This is a genomic window from Curtobacterium sp. 9128 (genome assembly GCF_007673775.1).
GTDB lineage: Bacteria > Actinomycetota > Actinomycetes > Actinomycetales > Microbacteriaceae > Curtobacterium.
The window spans coordinates 19,567-36,428 of the sequence record NZ_VEAF01000009.1; the positions used below are offsets into that span (position 1 = coordinate 19,567).

General features: G+C 70.6%; 12 protein-coding genes and 1 pseudogene. 11 read left to right on the top strand and 2 right to left on the bottom strand.

The window, feature by feature from the left end:
• The first annotated feature begins 91 nt into the window (after positions 1-91).
• The gene (locus FS641_RS17185; RefSeq protein ID WP_144766101.1) at positions 92-826 is read left to right on the top strand and encodes a TetR/AcrR family transcriptional regulator; all 735 of its coding nucleotides are present in this window, start codon (positions 92-94) and stop codon (positions 824-826) included.
• Positions 827-842: 16 nt separating this feature from the next.
• Here the strand turns inward: FS641_RS17185 and FS641_RS17190 are convergent, their stop codons facing one another.
• On the bottom strand, positions 843-1,898 hold the full coding sequence (locus FS641_RS17190; protein WP_144766103.1) for a LacI family DNA-binding transcriptional regulator: 1,056 nt from the start codon (positions 1,896-1,898) through the stop codon (positions 843-845).
• Between the two features lie 170 nt (positions 1,899-2,068).
• Here FS641_RS17190 and FS641_RS17195 point away from each other — a divergent pair, with 170 nt between their 5' ends.
• The 10 genes from FS641_RS17195 to opgC all read left to right on the top strand — a co-directional run bounded on the left by FS641_RS17195 (position 2,069) and on the right by opgC (position 16,154).
• Complete coding sequence (locus FS641_RS17195; protein WP_144766105.1) at positions 2,069-3,319, top strand: extracellular solute-binding protein; 1,251 nt, start codon at positions 2,069-2,071, stop codon at positions 3,317-3,319.
• A gap of 46 nt (positions 3,320-3,365) precedes the next feature.
• Positions 3,366-4,337 carry a carbohydrate ABC transporter permease gene (locus tag FS641_RS17200; RefSeq protein ID WP_144766107.1) on the top strand — a complete coding sequence of 324 codons (972 nt, stop codon included), beginning with the start codon at positions 3,366-3,368 and terminating at the stop codon, positions 4,335-4,337.
• Position 4,338: 1 nt separating this feature from the next.
• On the top strand, positions 4,339-5,220 hold the full coding sequence (locus tag FS641_RS17205; protein WP_144766109.1) for a carbohydrate ABC transporter permease: 882 nt from the start codon (positions 4,339-4,341) through the stop codon (positions 5,218-5,220).
• A 4-nt stretch (positions 5,221-5,224) separates the two neighbouring features.
• A complete protein-coding gene (locus FS641_RS17210) occupies positions 5,225-6,970 on the top strand; it encodes an amylo-alpha-1,6-glucosidase (protein WP_144766111.1) in 1,746 nt (581 codons plus the stop codon).
• Complete coding sequence (locus tag FS641_RS17215) at positions 6,967-8,886, top strand: glycoside hydrolase family 127 protein (protein WP_144766113.1); 1,920 nt, start codon at positions 6,967-6,969, stop codon at positions 8,884-8,886. The genes FS641_RS17210 and FS641_RS17215 overlap by 4 nt, the downstream gene beginning before the upstream one ends.
• An 80-nt stretch (positions 8,887-8,966) precedes the next feature.
• Positions 8,967-9,188, top strand: coding sequence for a LacI family DNA-binding transcriptional regulator (locus FS641_RS17220; protein ID WP_144766115.1), 222 nt, complete (start codon positions 8,967-8,969; stop codon positions 9,186-9,188).
• A 47-nt stretch (positions 9,189-9,235) separates the two neighbouring features.
• Complete coding sequence (locus FS641_RS17225; protein WP_144766117.1) at positions 9,236-11,005, top strand: hypothetical protein; 1,770 nt, start codon at positions 9,236-9,238, stop codon at positions 11,003-11,005.
• A 225-nt stretch (positions 11,006-11,230) separates the two neighbouring features.
• Positions 11,231-13,255 carry a glycosyltransferase gene (locus tag FS641_RS17230; RefSeq protein ID WP_260855908.1) on the top strand — a complete coding sequence of 675 codons (2,025 nt, stop codon included), beginning with the start codon at positions 11,231-11,233 and terminating at the stop codon, positions 13,253-13,255.
• Positions 13,252-13,656, top strand: coding sequence for an ATP-binding protein (locus FS641_RS17235; RefSeq protein WP_186317827.1), 405 nt, complete (start codon positions 13,252-13,254; stop codon positions 13,654-13,656). Before FS641_RS17230 ends, FS641_RS17235 begins: the two co-directional genes overlap by 4 nt.
• A complete protein-coding gene (gene opgC / locus FS641_RS17240; protein WP_144766121.1) occupies positions 13,653-16,154 on the top strand; it encodes an OpgC domain-containing protein in 2,502 nt (833 codons plus the stop codon). Before FS641_RS17235 ends, opgC begins: the two co-directional genes overlap by 4 nt.
• A 225-nt stretch (positions 16,155-16,379) precedes the next feature.
• Here the strand turns inward: opgC and FS641_RS18215 are convergent.
• A pseudogene (locus FS641_RS18215) lies at positions 16,380-16,862 on the bottom strand (hypothetical protein); the annotation flags it as partial.

Here is a 16,862-nt window from a genome sequence, read left to right on the forward strand (position 1 = left end):
CTCGGTTCGATGAGCATGGCACTGCTGGGGACCGAATGCAAGAGCAGTGCTCTCGTTTGTGATCAGTGCTCTCTGGTGGCAGGGTTGACGGATGACCGACCGGCAGCCGACTGCACGCGACCTGGCTCGCGCAACGACCCGCACGCGCATCACCGCGGCGGCGCGGGCCCGGCTGACGGAGGAGGGGCCGGCGCAGCTGAGCCTCCGCGCCGTCGCGCGTGACGTCGGACTGGTGTCGTCGGCGGTCTACCGGTACTTCCCGAGCCGCGACGACCTGCTCACCGCACTGCTCGTGCAGGACTACGACGAACTCGGGGCGGAGGTCGAGGAGGCCGACGCCGCACGTGACCGGACGGACGTCGGCGGTCGGTGGATCAGCGCCTGCCGGGCGATCCGGACGTGGTCGATCACCCACCCGGGGGACTTCGCGCTGCTGTACGGCTCGCCGGTGCCCGGGTACGCGGCACCGCCGGAGACGATCGAGCCGGCGACCCGCGCGACGCTGGTGCTCGTCCGGATCGTGATCGACGCGATGACCGGGAAGGACCTGCCGGACTGTCGGGTCGACCCGGTCGCGGGCGACCCCGGTGACGTGGTGGCGGGCGCCGTGGCGTACATCCGCTCGCGGGGGATCGCCGAGGACGCCCCGCCCGAGGCCGTGATGCGGACGCTCATGGCGTGGACGGCGGTGTTCGGCACGGTGTCGTTCGAGCTGTTCGGGCACTACGTCGGGTCCGTCGACGACCACGAGCGGTACTTCGACCTGGTGGTGGAGCGGCTGGCCGCGGACATCGGGTTCGCGGCGTCGGCGTCGGCGTCGGACTGAGCCGCGCGGACCGGGCTCAGCCTCGGTCTGCTCCGTGCTCCGGGTCGCTCGACCCGCGCACGACCAGCTGCACCGGGTTGCGCACCCGCCCGCGTCGCACGCCACCGTCGATGATCTCGACGAGTGCCTCCGCCGCCAGGCGTCCGAGCTCCTGCAGGTTCATGTCGACGCTCGTCAGGTGTGGGCGCGCTCCCTCGACCAGGACGTCCCAGTTGTCGAACCCGACCACCGCGACGTCGTCCGGGATCCGCCGCCCTGACTCGCGGATGGTGTCCATGACGCCCCGGGCGATGTGGTCGCTCCCGGCGACGACGGCGTCGACGTCCGGATGTGCATCGAGGAGCCGGGTGGTCGCCTGGCGCCCCCAGGCCTCGTTCCACGCACCGAACACCAGACCGGGGTTGCCGACGAGCTCGAGCCCGTGCGCTTCCATCGCGGCGGCGGCACCGCGGAGGCGGTCCCGTGCGGCGGCGTAGGTGTCCTCGCCGTTGACGATCGCGATGCGTCGACGGCCGGCGGCGACGAGGTGCTCCACGGCCATCCGGCCGGCGAGCTCGTTGTCCGGCTCGAACGACAGGTCCTGGTCGTCGGTCGAGGGGGCGTAGACGTAGACCACCGGCACGCTCGGCTTCGACTGCATCGGCGGGCGCGGGTTCGTGGTACGGCCGACCACGAGGACCCCGTCGACGCGGCGGGTCAGCAGGGACTGCAGCTGGAGTTGCTCGCGCAGGGCGCTGTCCCGCGCGTCGGCGAGGAGGACCGAGAGCGACCCGGCCCCGAAGGCGTCCTCGGCCCCGAGCAGGATCGGCAGGACGAACCGGTTGTCGAGGTCGCTCGTGAGCATGCCGATCGTGTTCGTGGGGGCGCGGTTCAGCGCCCGTGCGAACGGGTTCGGCACGAACGACAGCGCGGCGGCGGCGGCCGTCACGGCGTCCCGCGACCGGGCGCTGACGTGGGCCTTGCCGTTCAGCGCCTTCGACGCGGTGGCGACCGAGACGCCCGCGGCTCGCGCCACGTCCGCCAGGGTCACGGCGTCCGCGGTTCCTGTGGGGCTTTCGGTGTCGTCGCTCATGGTCCCTCCGAAACCAGTTTAGGAAAGTTCTTGACATGTGGCGAGCGCTGATCGTAGATTCCCCCCGAAACCGGTTTCGGTTCCCCTCGACGGCGAGGCAGCGTCGCCGAGGGGGCCGCTGCCGGACCCGAACCTGCGATCACGTCGCATTCAGAGAGGAACCCGTGATCATGCGCACCAAGACCGTCATCCGCATCGGCGCGCTGGTGGCAGCCGCCAGCGTCGTCGCCGGTCTCACCGGCTGTTCGGCACAGTCCTCCGGCTCCGGCTCGTCGGACGCCGCGAAGGGCACCTACACGTTCTGGGACCCGTACCCCCAGTACGACGCCTCGTCCGCGTGGGGCAAGCTCGTCGCCAAGTGCGGGACCGAAGCGGGCGTCAGCGTCAAGCGCACCGGCTACGACACCTCCGACCTCACGAACAAGGCGCTCCTCGCGGGCCAGCAGGGCAAGTCGCCCGACGTCCTGCTCGTCGACAACCCCGTGGTCTCCACACTGGCCCAGGCCGGCATCCTCACCGACACGGGGACGAACGGCCTGCAGACGGGCTCGATCGCGAAGAACATCCTCGGCGCGGGGGTCATCGACGGCAAGACCTACGGCGTCCCGATCGGCGCGAACACCCTGGCGCTCTACTACAACCCCAAGGTGCTCCAGGCAGCCGGCGTCGACCCGACCTCGATCAAGGACTGGGCATCGCTGACGGACGCCCTGGCGAAGGTGAAGGCCGCCGGCAAGAAGGGCATCACGTTCTCCGGGATCAACACCGAGGAAGGATCGTTCCAGTTCCTCCCGTGGTTCTGGGGTGCCGACGCCGACCTGACGAAGCTCGACTCCTCGAAGGCCGAAGCGGCGCTGAACCTCTGGAAGGACTGGATCGACAAGGGCTACGCGCCGAACTCGGTCATCCAGAACACCCAGACGACGAGCTGGCAGGAGTTCCAGTCCGGCGACTTCGCGTTCGGCGAGAACGGCACGTGGCAGAAGGACGCCGCGAAGCAGATGGGCGCCGACGTCATCACGATCCCGGCCGAGCACGGCGGCGCGGCACCGGTGCCGACCGGCGGCGAGTTCTTCACCATCCCGGTGCAGAAGGACTCGGCGCGCTACACGACGACGAAGAAGATCGTCGAGTGCCTGTCGTCGGGCGACAACGTCGTGACGACGGACAACACGCTCAACTACATCGCCGCGTCGTCGAAGCTCCAGCAGCAGCAGCTCGCGGCGAACAAGGACCTGTCGACCTGGGTCGACGCCGTCCAGGCCGCGCGAGCCCGCACCGGCGACGACCTCGGTGTGAAGTACCCGGTCATCTCCGAGCAGCTCTGGACCGCGGTGCAGAAGGCCGAGTCCGGCTCGGCCTCGCCGTCGGACGCCCTGCAGGCAGCGCAGCAGGCCGTCGACGCCAAGCTCACCAAGTAGTCCACCCGCACCACCGAGCACGACGAAGAGAGAAGCCGACACGACCATGACGACCGACACGACGTCACTGCGACCGCCGGCCGCGCGTCCCCGGGCCGAGGGCACCCCCGCCTCGGCCCGGGCCCGCCGCGCCCACGCGCAGCGGAGAGCGCAACTCACCGCCTGGGCGTTCCTCGCCCCGGTGGCCGTCTACCTGCTGCTCTTCTACGCGTACCCGCTCTACAAGAACGTGGAGTTGAGCCTCCGGCACTACACGGTGACGTCGTTCATCTCCGGCAACGCGCCCTTCGTCGGACTGCAGAACTTCGTGTCGGTGTTCACGAGCGCGACCTTCGCCCCGGCGATCTGGAACACGACGGTCTTCGTCCTCGTGTCGATCGTGGTGCAGTTCGCCCTCGGGCTCGCCCTCGCGGTGTTCTTCCAGAACCACTTCCCGCTCTCCGGGCTGTTGCGCGCACTGTTCCTCGTGCCGTGGCTCCTGCCGCTGCTCGTGTCGGCGAGCACGTGGTCCTGGATGATGAACAGCGACTCGGGGATCGTGAACGCCTTCCTCGAGGCGGTCGGCATCGGCCAGATCAACTGGCTGACGTCCCCGGACTGGTCCCTGTTCGCCGTGCTCATCGCCAACATCTGGATCGGCATCCCGTTCAACCTGGTGATCATGTACTCCGGGTTGCAGGGCATCCCCGACGAACTCCACGAGGCAGCGTCCCTGGACGGGGCGAACGGCTGGCAGCGCTTCTGGCGGATCACCTTCCCGCTGCTCCGACCGGTCACGGCGATCACCCTGCTGCTCGGCTTCGTCTACACGCTCAAGGTCTTCGACATCATCTGGATCATGACGAAGGGCGGCCCGTCGGGCTCGTCCACGACCCTCGCGATCTGGTCCTACCAGCTGGGCTTCGGCTCGCTCCTGCCCGACTTCAGCTCCGCCGCGACCGTGGGCAACGTGCTCATCGTCATCGCCCTCGTCGTCGGCCTGATCTACGCGCGCGTGCAGCGCCGCCTGGAGGTGTGAGATGGCCACCACGACCGTCACCCGTGCCGTCACCACCCGCGAGACGAAGGGCCGCGCGCCACACGGCGCCCCACGACGGGGCGGATGGCGGACCGTCCTCGGCATCGTGTTCACCGCCGTGATGCTCTTCCCCGTCTACTGGATGGTGAACGTCTCGCTCACCCGCGACCAGGACATGCGGAAGAGCCCGCCGAACCTCATCCCGATCGACGGCACCCTGCACGGGTACGCGACGGTCCTGGGGCAGCAGCTGCCGTTCCTCGGCACGAGCCTGGTCGTCGGACTCGGCACCGTGGTCCTCACCCTCGCGCTGTCCGCCCCGGCGGCGTACTCGCTCGCCAAGCTCCGGCCGCGGGGCGGGGGAGCGATGAGCTTCGTGCTCCTCATCGCCCAGATGATCCCCGCGATCATCATGGCGATGGGCTTCTACACGATCTACGTGCAGCTCGGGGTCCTCGACACCGTGTGGGGGCTCATCCTCGCCGACTCGACCATCGCGGTCCCGTTCGGTGTGCTCATCTTCACCGCGTTCATGCGGGGGATCCCGGACGAACTGCTGAACGCCGCGCGCATCGACGGCGCGAGCACCTGGCGCACCTTCACCTCCGTCGTGATGCCGGTGAGCCGCAACTCGATCGTCACGGTGTCGCTCTTCAGCTTCCTCTGGGCCTGGTCCGACTTCCTGTTCGCCAACACCCTCGACGGCGGAGGCGACGCGAAGCCGATCACGCTCGGCATCTACGCGTACATCGGCAACAACAACCAGGAGTGGAACTCGATCATGGCGACCGCCGTCGTCGCGTCCATCCCCGCCGCGGTGCTCCTCGTCCTCGCGCAGCGCTACGTCGCCGCCGGCGTCACGGCCGGCGCCGTGAAGGACTGAACCGGTGAGCGGGACGACACCGGCAGGACGTGTCGCGTTCGACGTCGACGAGATCCCCTTCTCGACCCGCGGCGCGTGGCTCGACCTCTCCCGGGTGACGGCGCTGCACCACCGCGCACCGGACGTGCACCTGGTCTCCCACCAGAACGGTCACCGGAACGGGCTCACCGGAGTCCTCCGACTCCGACCGGTGACGGCGGACGGGACGCCCGTCGCCACGACCGTCAGTGCCGACAGCAGCGTGCTCACGTGGTCCGCCGACGACGGCGCCGTCGAAGCGACGTTCGACGGCCCCGACGCCCTCCGGTTCCGCGGTCGCGGCCTCGCGCTCCGGTTCGAGGACGCCGCCGAGGTGCTGACCCCGTTCACTGGGACGTACCTCTACGAGGACCCGGCGACGGGCACCTGCCAGTTCACGTCGTACGAGACCGGGCTGCGGTACCGCATCACCGTGCTGCACGGAGCCGTGGTCACGCACGACCTCGGGGTCACCGGATCGGCACGCCGGTGGGTGCAGCCCGAGGGAGACACGTGGGAGGTCGCCGTCGAGGAGCTCACGGCAGCGGCGGCCCCGTTCCGGTCCACCGCGACGTTCGACGAGGTGGTGACGGCGGCCGACAGCCGATTCACCGCCTACCTCGACCAGCACGCCGGGTGGCGGACGGACCACACCCCGGCGGCGGCGACGGCAGCGTGGGTGCTGTACACGAGCACGGTCGCCCCGCGGGGGTTCCTCCGACGTGAGGCCGTGCTCATGTCGAAGCACTGGATGGACAAGGTCTGGAGCTGGGACCACTGCTTCAACGCCCTCGCGCTCGCGTCCGGTGACACCCGGGCGGCACGCGACCAGTTCCTCACTCCGTTCGACCACCAGACCGACCTCGGCGCGCTGCCCGACTCGGTGTCGCACTCGGAGGTGCTGCACAACTACGTCAAACCACCGATCCACGGGTGGACCTCCGCCCTGCTCCACGACCGCGCCGAGCTGACACCTGCGGACAGTCACGAGGTGTACGACGCGCTCGCGCGCTGGACCCGCTTCTGGCTCGACCACCGGCGCGCCCCGGGCAGCGCCCTGCCGTACTACCACCACGGCAACGACAGCGGGTGGGACAACTCCTCCGTGTTCGACCTCGACCGGGTCGTCGAGAGCCCGGACCTCGCCGCGTTCCTGGTGCTGCAGCTCGAGGAGCTCGACCGGCTCGGGACGGCGCTCGGCGAGGAGACGGAGCACTGGAGGGCGGAGTGCGAGCGGATCCACGAGGCGCTCCTCGGACTCTGGGACGGCACGCACTTCCGCGCCCGCTCGGTCCGGACCGGTGCGCTCGCCGGCACGACGAGCCTGCTCACCGCCCTGCCCATCGTGCTCGGGTCCCGGCTGCCGGACGACGTGGCGGACGGGCTCGAGACCACCGTCCGCGCCCACCTCACCCGCTGGGGCCTCGCGACCGAACGACCGGACTCACCCCACTACGAGGACGACGGCTACTGGCGCGGACCCATCTGGGCGCCGTCGACCGTCCTCGTCGAACACGGGCTCCGGGCGGCCGGCCGGACGGCGCTCGCCGACCAGGTGCGCGATGCCTTCCTCACGCTCTGCGAGGCACACGGTTTCGCGGAGAACTTCGACGCACGGTCCGGTGCCGGTCTGCGCGACCGCGCCTACACCTGGACCGCGAGCGCCTACCTGCTGCTGGCGCGGCACCGTGCCGAGGCCGAACGCACCCCACGTCCCAGGAGGACATCGTGACCATCACCCACACCACCGTCGCGGCCGGCCCGGTCGTCCCGTCCCGCGGGGCACTCCGACCGCTCCCGCTCGGCGACCTCCGCCTGACCGGTGGCTACTGGGCCGACTGGCAGCAGCGGAACGCGGACACCGTGATCCGGCACTGCGAGACCTGGATGGAGCGGATCGGCTGGACCGGGAACTTCGACGCCGCGGCGACGGGTCGCCCCTTCGACCACGCGGGCATCGAGTTCGTCGACTCCGAGGTCTACAAGCTCCTCGAGGCGATGGCGTGGCAGCTCGGCGTCCAGCCCGACGACGAACTCGCCGGACGGTACGACCGGCTGGTCGAGCGGGTGGCGAGCGCGCAGGACGCCGACGGCTACCTGCACACGAGCTTCGGTCGTCCGTGGCAGCGGCCCCGGTGGTCGGACCTGGAGTGGGGCCACGAGCTGTACTCGATGGGGCACCTCCTGCAGGCGGCGATCGCACGGCTGCGCACCGCCGGCGGCGGACGGCTCGTCGACGTGGCCATCCGCGTCGCCGACCACCTGGTCGACGTGTTCGGGGAGGGCGGACGGGAGGCCGTGTGCGGCCACCCGGAGATCGAGCCGGCGCTCGTGGAACTCGGCCGGGCGACCGGCGACCACCGCTACGTCGACCTCGCGCGGACGTTCGTCGAGCGCCGCGGACGAGGGCTCCTCGCACCGATCGAGTACGGCCAGGAGTACTTCCAGGACGACGTCCCGGTCCGCGACGCCGCGGTCCTGCGCGGGCACGCCGTGCGGGCGCTCTACCTGGCCGCCGGCGCGGTCGACGTCGCCGTCGAGACCGACGACCCGGGACTCCTCCGCGCGGTCGCGACCCAGTGGACGAACACCGTCGCGAAGCGCACCTACCTGACCGGGGCGATGGGTGCCCACCACCAGGACGAGGCGTTCGGCGCCGACTTCGAGCTGCCGCCGGACCGCGAGTACGGCGAGACCTGCGCTGCGATCGCCTCGAACATGCTCTCGTGGCGCCTGCTCCTCGCGACGGGCGAGTCGAAGTACGCGGACCTCATCGAACGCACGCTGTACAACGCGGTGATGGTCGCCCCCCGCGAGGACGGCCGCGCCTTCTTCTACGCGAACACCATGCACCAGCGCGTCGCGGGGACCGTCCCGCCGGAGGACGAGGTCAGCCGCCGAGCGCTCTCGAGCCTCCGCGCGCCGTGGTTCGAGGTCTCCTGCTGCCCCACGAACCTGTCCCGCACCCTGGCGAGCGTGCAGACCGTGTTCGCCACGGTCAGCGACGACGGGCTCCAGCTGCACCAGTACGGCGACTACGAGGTCGACACCGTGGTCGGTGACGGCGCCAGGGCGGCGTTCTCGGTGCGCTCCGACTGGCCGCGCTCCGGACGGGTGGAGATCTGCGCCACCGCGGACTCGGACGGCCCGCTCGCCCTCCGACTGCGGGTGCCGTCCTGGTCGTCGGGAGCCACGCTCACCGTGGCCGGCCAGGCGGTGCCCGTGGAGGGCGACACCGTCACCGTGACGCGGGACTTCGCCGTGGGCGACCGGATCGAGCTCGTCGTCCCGGTCTCCGCACGGATCACCGTGCCGGATGCCCGCATCGACGCGGTCCGCGGGACCGTCGCGGTCGAGCGTGGACCGCTCGTGTACGCCCTCGAGTCCCTCGACGCCGGGGTCGACGTCCGCGACGTGCTCGTGCCGGCCGGTGCCGAGCCGGTCGACCACGGGGCCGACGACGTCCGGCTGCCCGTCCGCACCCACGTCGTCCCGGAGCCCACCGGACTGCCGTACCGCACCGACGCCGACATCGACGTCGACGCCGGGACGGTCTCGACCGAGCCGCGCGAGGTCCGCCTGGTGCCGTACGCGACGTGGGGCAACCGCGGTCCCTCGACCATGCGGGTCTTCCTGCCCGTCGGGTAGGCGAGCCGACGACGGGGGCCGCACCGAGCCTCCCGTCCGGTGCGACGCGACCGGCCCACGACGAGCCGAGAGGAGGAGCGATGACGCTCGAGGGCCCCGAGAAGCCGACCATCTACGACGTGGCGCTCGTCGCCGGGGTGTCGCACCAGACGGTGTCCCGCGTCCTGAACCGCCCGGAGACGGTGCGGCCGGCCAACCGGCACCGCGTCCTGGCGGTCATCGCCTACCTGGGCTACGAGCGGAACGCCGAGGCGGAGCGCCTCGGACGGCTCCACAAGCACCCCGCCGACAGCGCGGAGTGACCACACCACCGCACCGGGACCACCCGGCGCACCACGAGGAGGAAGCAATGACGCATCTTCGAACACCGGACCGACCCGCACGACGCCGGGGCCGACCACGCCGGGCCGCAGCGGTCCTCGCCGCACTCGCCGTCACCGGGACGGCTGCCCTCGGGCTCGGGTCCACCGCACCCGCCTTCGCTGCCGGCACCACGCTGACGGTCAACGTGGGGACCACGGTCCGCCCCGTCACCCACGTCGCCGCCGGCGGCCTGTACGGCGTCGACACCGGCAGCACCCCGCCACTGAGCCAGCTCTACCCGCTGCACGTGAACACCTTCACGCAGCCGCCGCCCGGCACACAGCAGCTCGGCAACGGAGCGACGAGCCCCTGCTGCGACGGCCTGCAGGTCGCCGGGAAGATCACCGACGCCGGCGGTCAGCAGTACCTCAGGCTCCCGGACGTCTTCAGCACGTTCCCCTACAACTGGGTCAGCTGGCCGGACTGGGAGTCGAAGATCCGGACGATGATCACGGCACGGGTCAACGCGACCAGCACCACGAACATCGCCGGGTACGAGATCTGGAACGAGCCGGACGCCAACTGGACGACCAGCACGAAGAACGACCCGAACGCCGGCAGCTACCTCGACATGTGGACCCGGACCTACCGGGACATCCGCGCGATCGACACGCTGACCCCGATCATCGGACCCGGTGCCAGCAGCTACGACCACGCCTTCATGCTCTCGTTCATGACGAACGCGAAGAACACGGGCACGCTGCCCTCCGTCGCGGTGTGGCACGAGCTCGGGGACTTCAGCTACCAGGACGTGCAGGCACACGTCACCGACTTCCGTTCCATCGAGGACTCCCTCGGCCTGCCGCACATCCCGATCTCGATCAACGAGTACGCCTCCCCGGGGCAGGTCGACCAGCCGAGCATCGGCGTCCACTACATGGCGTCGTTCGAACGCGCCGGCATCGCCAACGCCGAACGGGCCTACTGGTACGAGGCCGGCACGATGGACGGGCTGCTGTACAACGACCTGCCGACCGCGTCGTACTGGGCCTACAAGTGGTACGGCGACCAGTCGGGCAACGTCGTGCAGACCGTTCCCCAGTCCTACCTCGACGGTGTCGCGTCGTACGACGCGAGCCGGGAACAGGTGAACGTGGTCTTCGGTGGTGACAGCGGATCGAACACCGTCCAGGTGAACGGCCTGACGGGGCTCGGCAACCAGGTCTCCGTACGGCTCTCGTCGACGAACACCACGGGTCGCACGACGAACCAGGCCGCTCCGAACCTGCTCTCGACGACGACCTACACCGTCGTCAACGGTTCGATCACCGTCCCGGTCGCGAACATGGACGCCGTGGCGGCGTACCAGCTGCTCATCACGCCCACCACCGGAGCGCCGACGTTCCAGCAGACGTACGAGGCGGAGAACGCGACCGTCGTCAACGCGAGTCGGTTGTCCTCGTCCACGGCGTCGAACGGTGGGTACGTCGGCCGCATCGACGGATCCGGCGACGCCCGGACGGACAGCTTCGTGGACTTCCTGGTCGACGTGCCGACCGCGAAGGCGTACACGATGACCATCCGGTACGCGAACGCGACGGGGGCGACCGCGACGCAGGGCCTCGCCTCCGACGGCGGTGCGTTCTCGACGGTGACCTACCCGCCGACCTCGTCCGGGTGGGGGAACCCGACCGGCAGTGTCGACACCACGGTGCAGCTGCACGCCGGGTACAACGTGATCCGACTCGCCAAGGGATCGCCGAACTACGGCGGCGGCACCGGGTACGCCGAGCTCGACAGCATCCACCTGCAGTAGGGGCTGCACACGACGGGCCCGCTCCGCTCCGGAGCGGGCCCGTCGTGCGCGGAAGGCGCATCCGTGTGCGGCCGTTCGCCGCGTCGGTGTGGCGCACGCTGTTCCGCTGAGGTAGACAGGTCGTGACGCCGAGCCCGAACCGACGGGGGACGCGTCCACCGCAGCCGGATCAGGAGGCACCTTGCAGCGCACAACGACGTCGTCCGTCGGGACGGGAGCCGCGCGATGACCGCGATCGAGCTCAGCAGACAGGACCGCCGGCGCCTGACCACCGGGACCGCTCGGCGACGCATCGTCACCGTCCGCACCGTGGCGCTGCTGGCCTCCGTCGCCGGGCTGAACTACATCGTGTGGCGCTGGGCCGCCTCCGTGAACTGGCACTCCTGGTGGATCGCCGTCCCGCTGATCCTCGCCGAGACGTACAGCGTCATCGACTCGCTGCTCTTCGCGTTCGGCGCGTGGAAGCTCCGCGAGCGTGGCGAGCCGCCGACGCCGCCGAGCACCGAGGTCACCGTCGACGTCTTCATCACCACCTACAACGAGCCGATCGACCTCGTGGTCCGCACCGCACGCGCGGCGAAGGCGATCCGGTACCCGCACGCGACGTGGATCCTCGACGACGGCAACCGCCCCGAGATGCGTGCTGCGGCCGAGAGCCTGGGCCTCGGGGTGATCACGCGCGGGCAGGACTGGATCGACCGTCCGCGGCACGCCAAAGCGGGCAACCTCAACAACGCGCTGATGGCGACGCAGGGCGAGTTCCTGCTCATCCTCGACGCCGACCAGGTCCCGGACCCCGCGATCCTCGACCGCACCCTCGGCTACTTCAAGGACCCGAAGATGGCGCTCGTGCAGACGCCGCAGTGGTTCGAGAACGTCCCGGACGCCGACCTGCTCGGCAGCCAGGCGCCGCTGTTCTACGGGCCGATCCAGCAGTCGAAGGACGGCTGGAACGCCGCGTTCTTCTGCGGGTCGAACGCGATCCTGCGCCGTGAGGCCCTGATGCAGCTCGGCATCTCCCGCTACGTCACCGAGATCGAGGCCTCCGTGCACCGGACGCTCCAGACCTCGCGGAAGCTGCTGTCCCGAGCGCGGGAGACCGAGACCGACCCCCGCGTGCTCGGCGCCCTGGACGACGCCGAACTCGTCGTCGCCGAGGCCCGTGACGCGATCGGTCGGGGCGAGCCCCTCGGCGACGTCACCTACGAGTTCCAGCGTGGCATCGACGCCATCGCGTTCCGGTTCGCCGCCGCCGACCTCGAGTCCGTCCGCAACGACCTCGAGGAACTCGCGGCGATGTCCACCGACGCCGGCACCTTCGCCGGCCTCGACGACGCCGCGCTCGACGTGCTCGGACAGCGTGGGGCGTCCCCGGTCGCGGCGATCGAGGCGATCGCCGTGCTGGCCAGGGCCGTGGACGTGAACCGCGGTGACGAGGCGCAGGCGATCATGCCGCTGGCGACGATCTCCGTGACCGAGGACATGGCGACGGCGATGCGCCTGCACGGTCTCGGCTGGAAGTCGGCGTACCACGACGAGATCCTCGCCAAGGGGCTGGCGCCCGAGGACCTGCCGACGATGCTCGTGCAGCGCCTCCGCTGGGCACAGGGCACCATGCAGGTGTTCTTCCGCGAGAACCCGCTCGTGCAGAAGGGGCTGTCGTTCGGGCAGCGGTTGATGTACTTCTCCACGATGTGGAGCTACCTGTCCGGGTTCGCCGCGATCGTGTACATCGCCGCCCCGGTGCTCTGCCTGTCCTTCGGCGTGGTGCCGGTGCAGGCCTACAGCGTCGACTTCTTCGCCCGGCTGATCCCGTTCCTGGTGCTCAACCAGCTGCTGTTCTGGGTGGTGGCCGCCGGGCGACCGACGTGGCGTGGGCAGCAGTACTCGCTGGCATTGTTCCCGGTGTGGATCGAGAGCGTCACGAGCGCCTTCGAGAACGTGTACCGCGGCAAGCCCCTCGGCTTCCGCGTCACCCCGAAGGTCCGCGACGAGACCGAGCAGAAGCCCCGGTGGGACCTGGTCCGTCCTCAGCTCGTCGCGATGGGCGCGCTCGTCGGCGCGCTGGTGCTCATCGGCATCCGGTACCTCGTCGGGCAGGCATCCGGCATCGCGCCCCTCGTGAACACGGCGTGGGTCGTGTTCGACCTGTTCATCTTCAGCATCGTGATCCGAGCGGTGCTCTACCGCGGACCGGCGACGCCGGCGCAGTCCGAGCACGAGTCGAGCACCGTGGGGGCCCCGCTGTGAGCGTCGAGTTCGACGTGCCGGCGACCGTGGAGTCGCTCGACACCGTGCAGGACCGGTTCGCCACGTGGTGGGACGGCCTCGGCATCGAGGACATGCGCCTCCGGTTCGCGCTCGAGACCGCACTGGCCGAGATCGCGGCGAACATCGTCGAGCACACCCTGCGCACGGACCGCGAGGTCGGCCGGCGGTACCGGGTCGAGCTCGACGCGACCGAGCGTGAGCTGACGGCGGTGCTCAGCGACAACGGGCTCCCGGTCGACATCGACCTCGGCGCGGTGACGATGGCGGACGTCGACGCCGAGGACGGTCGCGGGCTCGCGCTCGCGATCGCCGCGCTCGACCGGCTCGAGCACCGGCACGAGGGCGGCCGCAACGTCTGGACACTGGTGTGCGAACGGTGAGGGGCGCGCTCGTCCGCGCTGCTGCCGTCCTCGTCACCGCGGCGACCCTGCTCGTCGGGGGAGCGCTGCCGGCCGGTGCGGTCACGTCGTCGTCCTCGCCGCTCCCGCGCGACGGGAAGACCTGGTTCGGGCCCGACCTCGACTGGGCGTCGGACTCGCCGAACGGCTACGCGGGCCGGCTCGGTGCGACTCCGTCGAGCTACGGCGTGGAGATCGCCTACCCGGTCGACCGGAGCGCGCGGGAGGACCTGCTCCGCACGGCACGGTCGGCGGCCACCCAGGGCGCCACGCTCGTGGTGAGCTTCGAACCGGACCGGTCGCTCGGCTCACTCACCACCGCCGACGCACGTCGGGCGAACGCGGTGCTCGAGCAGGTCCGCCGGCAGTCGGAGACGGACCTCCTCGTCCGGTTCGCGCCGCAGATGAACGGCACGTGGGTCCGCTGGGGACAGCAGCCGACGCAGTTCATCGCGGCGTTCCGGGCGCTCGCGTCCCAGGTGCACGCCGGGACGTCCCGCGCCGCGATGGTGTGGGAACCCTCGTACGGTGCCGGGTACCCGTTCGGCGACTCGGCCGGGCGTCTGCAGGACCTGTCCGCGACCGACGTGCGGAAGCTCGACACGAACGGCGACGGACAGCTGACCGCGGCGGACGACCCGTACGCGCCGTACTGGCCGGGTGACTCGTCCGTCGACTGGGTCGGCCTGTCGATGTTCTTCTTCGGCAAGGGCAAGGCGACGCAGGCCGCCGGGCGGGACGTCCCGCTCACCACGAACGGGGTCCCCGACGCCGGCGAGGTCGAGTCCCGGTTCGACGAGACCTGGGGGTACCAGGAGGCGCAGTCACAGGGGAACTTCTACGAGCGGTTCGCCGTCGGCCGTGACCGTCCGATGCTCCTCGACACCGGAGCGCTGTACGACCACTCGCTGCGCGGTGCCGCCGAGCTCGACGTCAAGCAGGGGTGGTGGCGGCAGGTGTTCGCCGCCGTCGAGGACCGACCGCGTGTCCGCGCGGTCACGTTCCTCGAGACGAACCGACGTGAGCCCGAGGCCGGCAACCGCCTGGCGGACTGGCGCGACACCGCGGTGCCGGGCATCGCGGGGTCGTTCCGCACGGACCTGCAGGCCACGGACCGGTTCGTCTTCGGGCCCGTCACCGCACGCATCACGCCGCAGGACGGCGCCGTGGCGACGAACCAGCAGCTCGACACCGGCGGCGACCAGATGGCGTGGATCGTCTGGATCGCGGTCGGTCTGGCGATCGTGTTCCTGCTCAGCGGCATCGTCGGACGACTGGTGCCGAGCTGGCGCTACCCGGACGACGGGAAACCGGGTCGCGACCTGCGGCTCGACCTGTTCCGCGGCTTCATCATCCTCGCCGTCGTGATCACCCACATCGAGATCGGCGGTCCGTACTCGTACCTGACGCTGCACGCCGTCGGCGCGATCACGGGCGCGGAGATGTTCGTGTTCCTGTCCGGCATGGTCCTCGGCATGACGTACCCCCTCGCGATCAAGAAGGTCGGCGAATGGGTCGCCGCGGTGGGCGCGTGGAAGCGGGCGCGCAAGCAGTACCTCGTCACGCTCGTGGTGATCGCGGTCGTGTTCGCGCTGAGCTTCGTGCCGTTCCTCAACACCGACGCGATCACGACGTTCACCGACCGGGGGACCGGCACGGGCGGCGTCGCCGCGGAGGGACGCGTGTACGACCTCTACCCGAACGCCATGCAGCTGCTCGCGTACCCGCCGCCCTGGTACGCCATCCGCCAGTTCCTGTTGCTCGAGATGGGACCGTGGCCGTTCAACATCATGGGGCTCTTCGTGGTGCTGAGCCTGTTCATCCCGCTGCTGCTCTGGGTGATCCGGCGCGGCTGGTGGTGGGCGGTGCTCGCGGTGAGCTGGGCGCTGTACGTCTTCCAGGCGCTCGTCCCGCAGTTCCAGCCGTTGAACTCGCAGTTCGAGGCCGTGTTCCCGCTGCTCACCTGGCAGGTCGTCTTCACGCACGGACTCGTGCTCGGGTACTACCGACGGCAGATCGTCGGCGCGCTGACGGGACGGCTCGGCAAGGTCCTCGTCGGGGTGGCGGTGTGCGGGTACGCGGCGTTCCTGGTCTACGTGTGGGCGGCGGACCACGCCGGGTTCACCCCGGTGCCGTTCCCCGCGTCGATGTACGACGACCTGTACAACACCGCCTACCAGCGCGTGGACCTGCAGTGGGGTCGACTGGTGGACATCGCGTTCTTCGCGATCGTCTCGTACGCGATCCTCACCGTGTTCTGGAAGCCGATCGCGAAGGCCATCGGCTGGCTGTGGATCCCGCTCGGGCAGGCGAGCCTCTACGTCTTCGTCTGGCAGGTGTTCTTCGCGCTGGCGATCGCGTCGATCCCGGGCGTCGACTGGGGCAACTTCTGGATCGGGTTCGCCGTGCACACCGCGCTGATCCTGCTCGCCTGGTACATGGTCCGGAAGAAGTTCCTGTTCAGCGTGATCCCGCGCTGATCGGGCCGGGCTCGGGGCCGAGGTTCCACGACTCGCCGCTCAGTTCCGCCGAGGTTCCACGAATGCCCCGTCCGGCGCGACGAGGTGCCGCAATTGCGGCACCTCATCGGGGGCGCCCCGGGAGCGCGCGCCGGACCCGACGACGCCGGGAGGCACGGTGCGGGTCGGACCCGCACCGTGCCTCCCGGCCGGGTCGCGCCCAGGACGCGACCCGGCCTGCGTCGATCAGGCGCGTCGGCGACGTGCCGCCAGGGCGATGCCGAGGCCGGCGGCGACGGCGAGGGCGCTGCCCACGGCGAGGGGCAGGACGTCCGCGCCGGTGAAGGCGAGCTGTCCTCCGCCGTTCCCGGCGCCGGGACCAGCGACGATGAAGCCGAAGGTGCCCCAGGTCGCCACCGTGCCGTCTGCGCGCTGCGCGACGAGGGTGTGCGTGCCGGACTCCAGGTCGACCGGGAGCGCCAGCGTGATCACGCCGTCGTCGTCGGTCGGGTCGTCGCCGAGGTACTCGGCGTCGGAGTGCACGAACCAGTCCAGCGGGGCGCCGGCGAGATCCCGGGGGACGGTGACCGTGACGGTGCCGGCCTCGACGTCGACGTCGTCGACCCGCAGGGTGTGCGTCGCGTCGGTCAGCGTGGCGAGGTCAGCGGGGACCGGGTCACCGTCGGCCGGTGCGGTCGGGTCGGTGCCCGGCTCAGCGGGGTCGGTCGG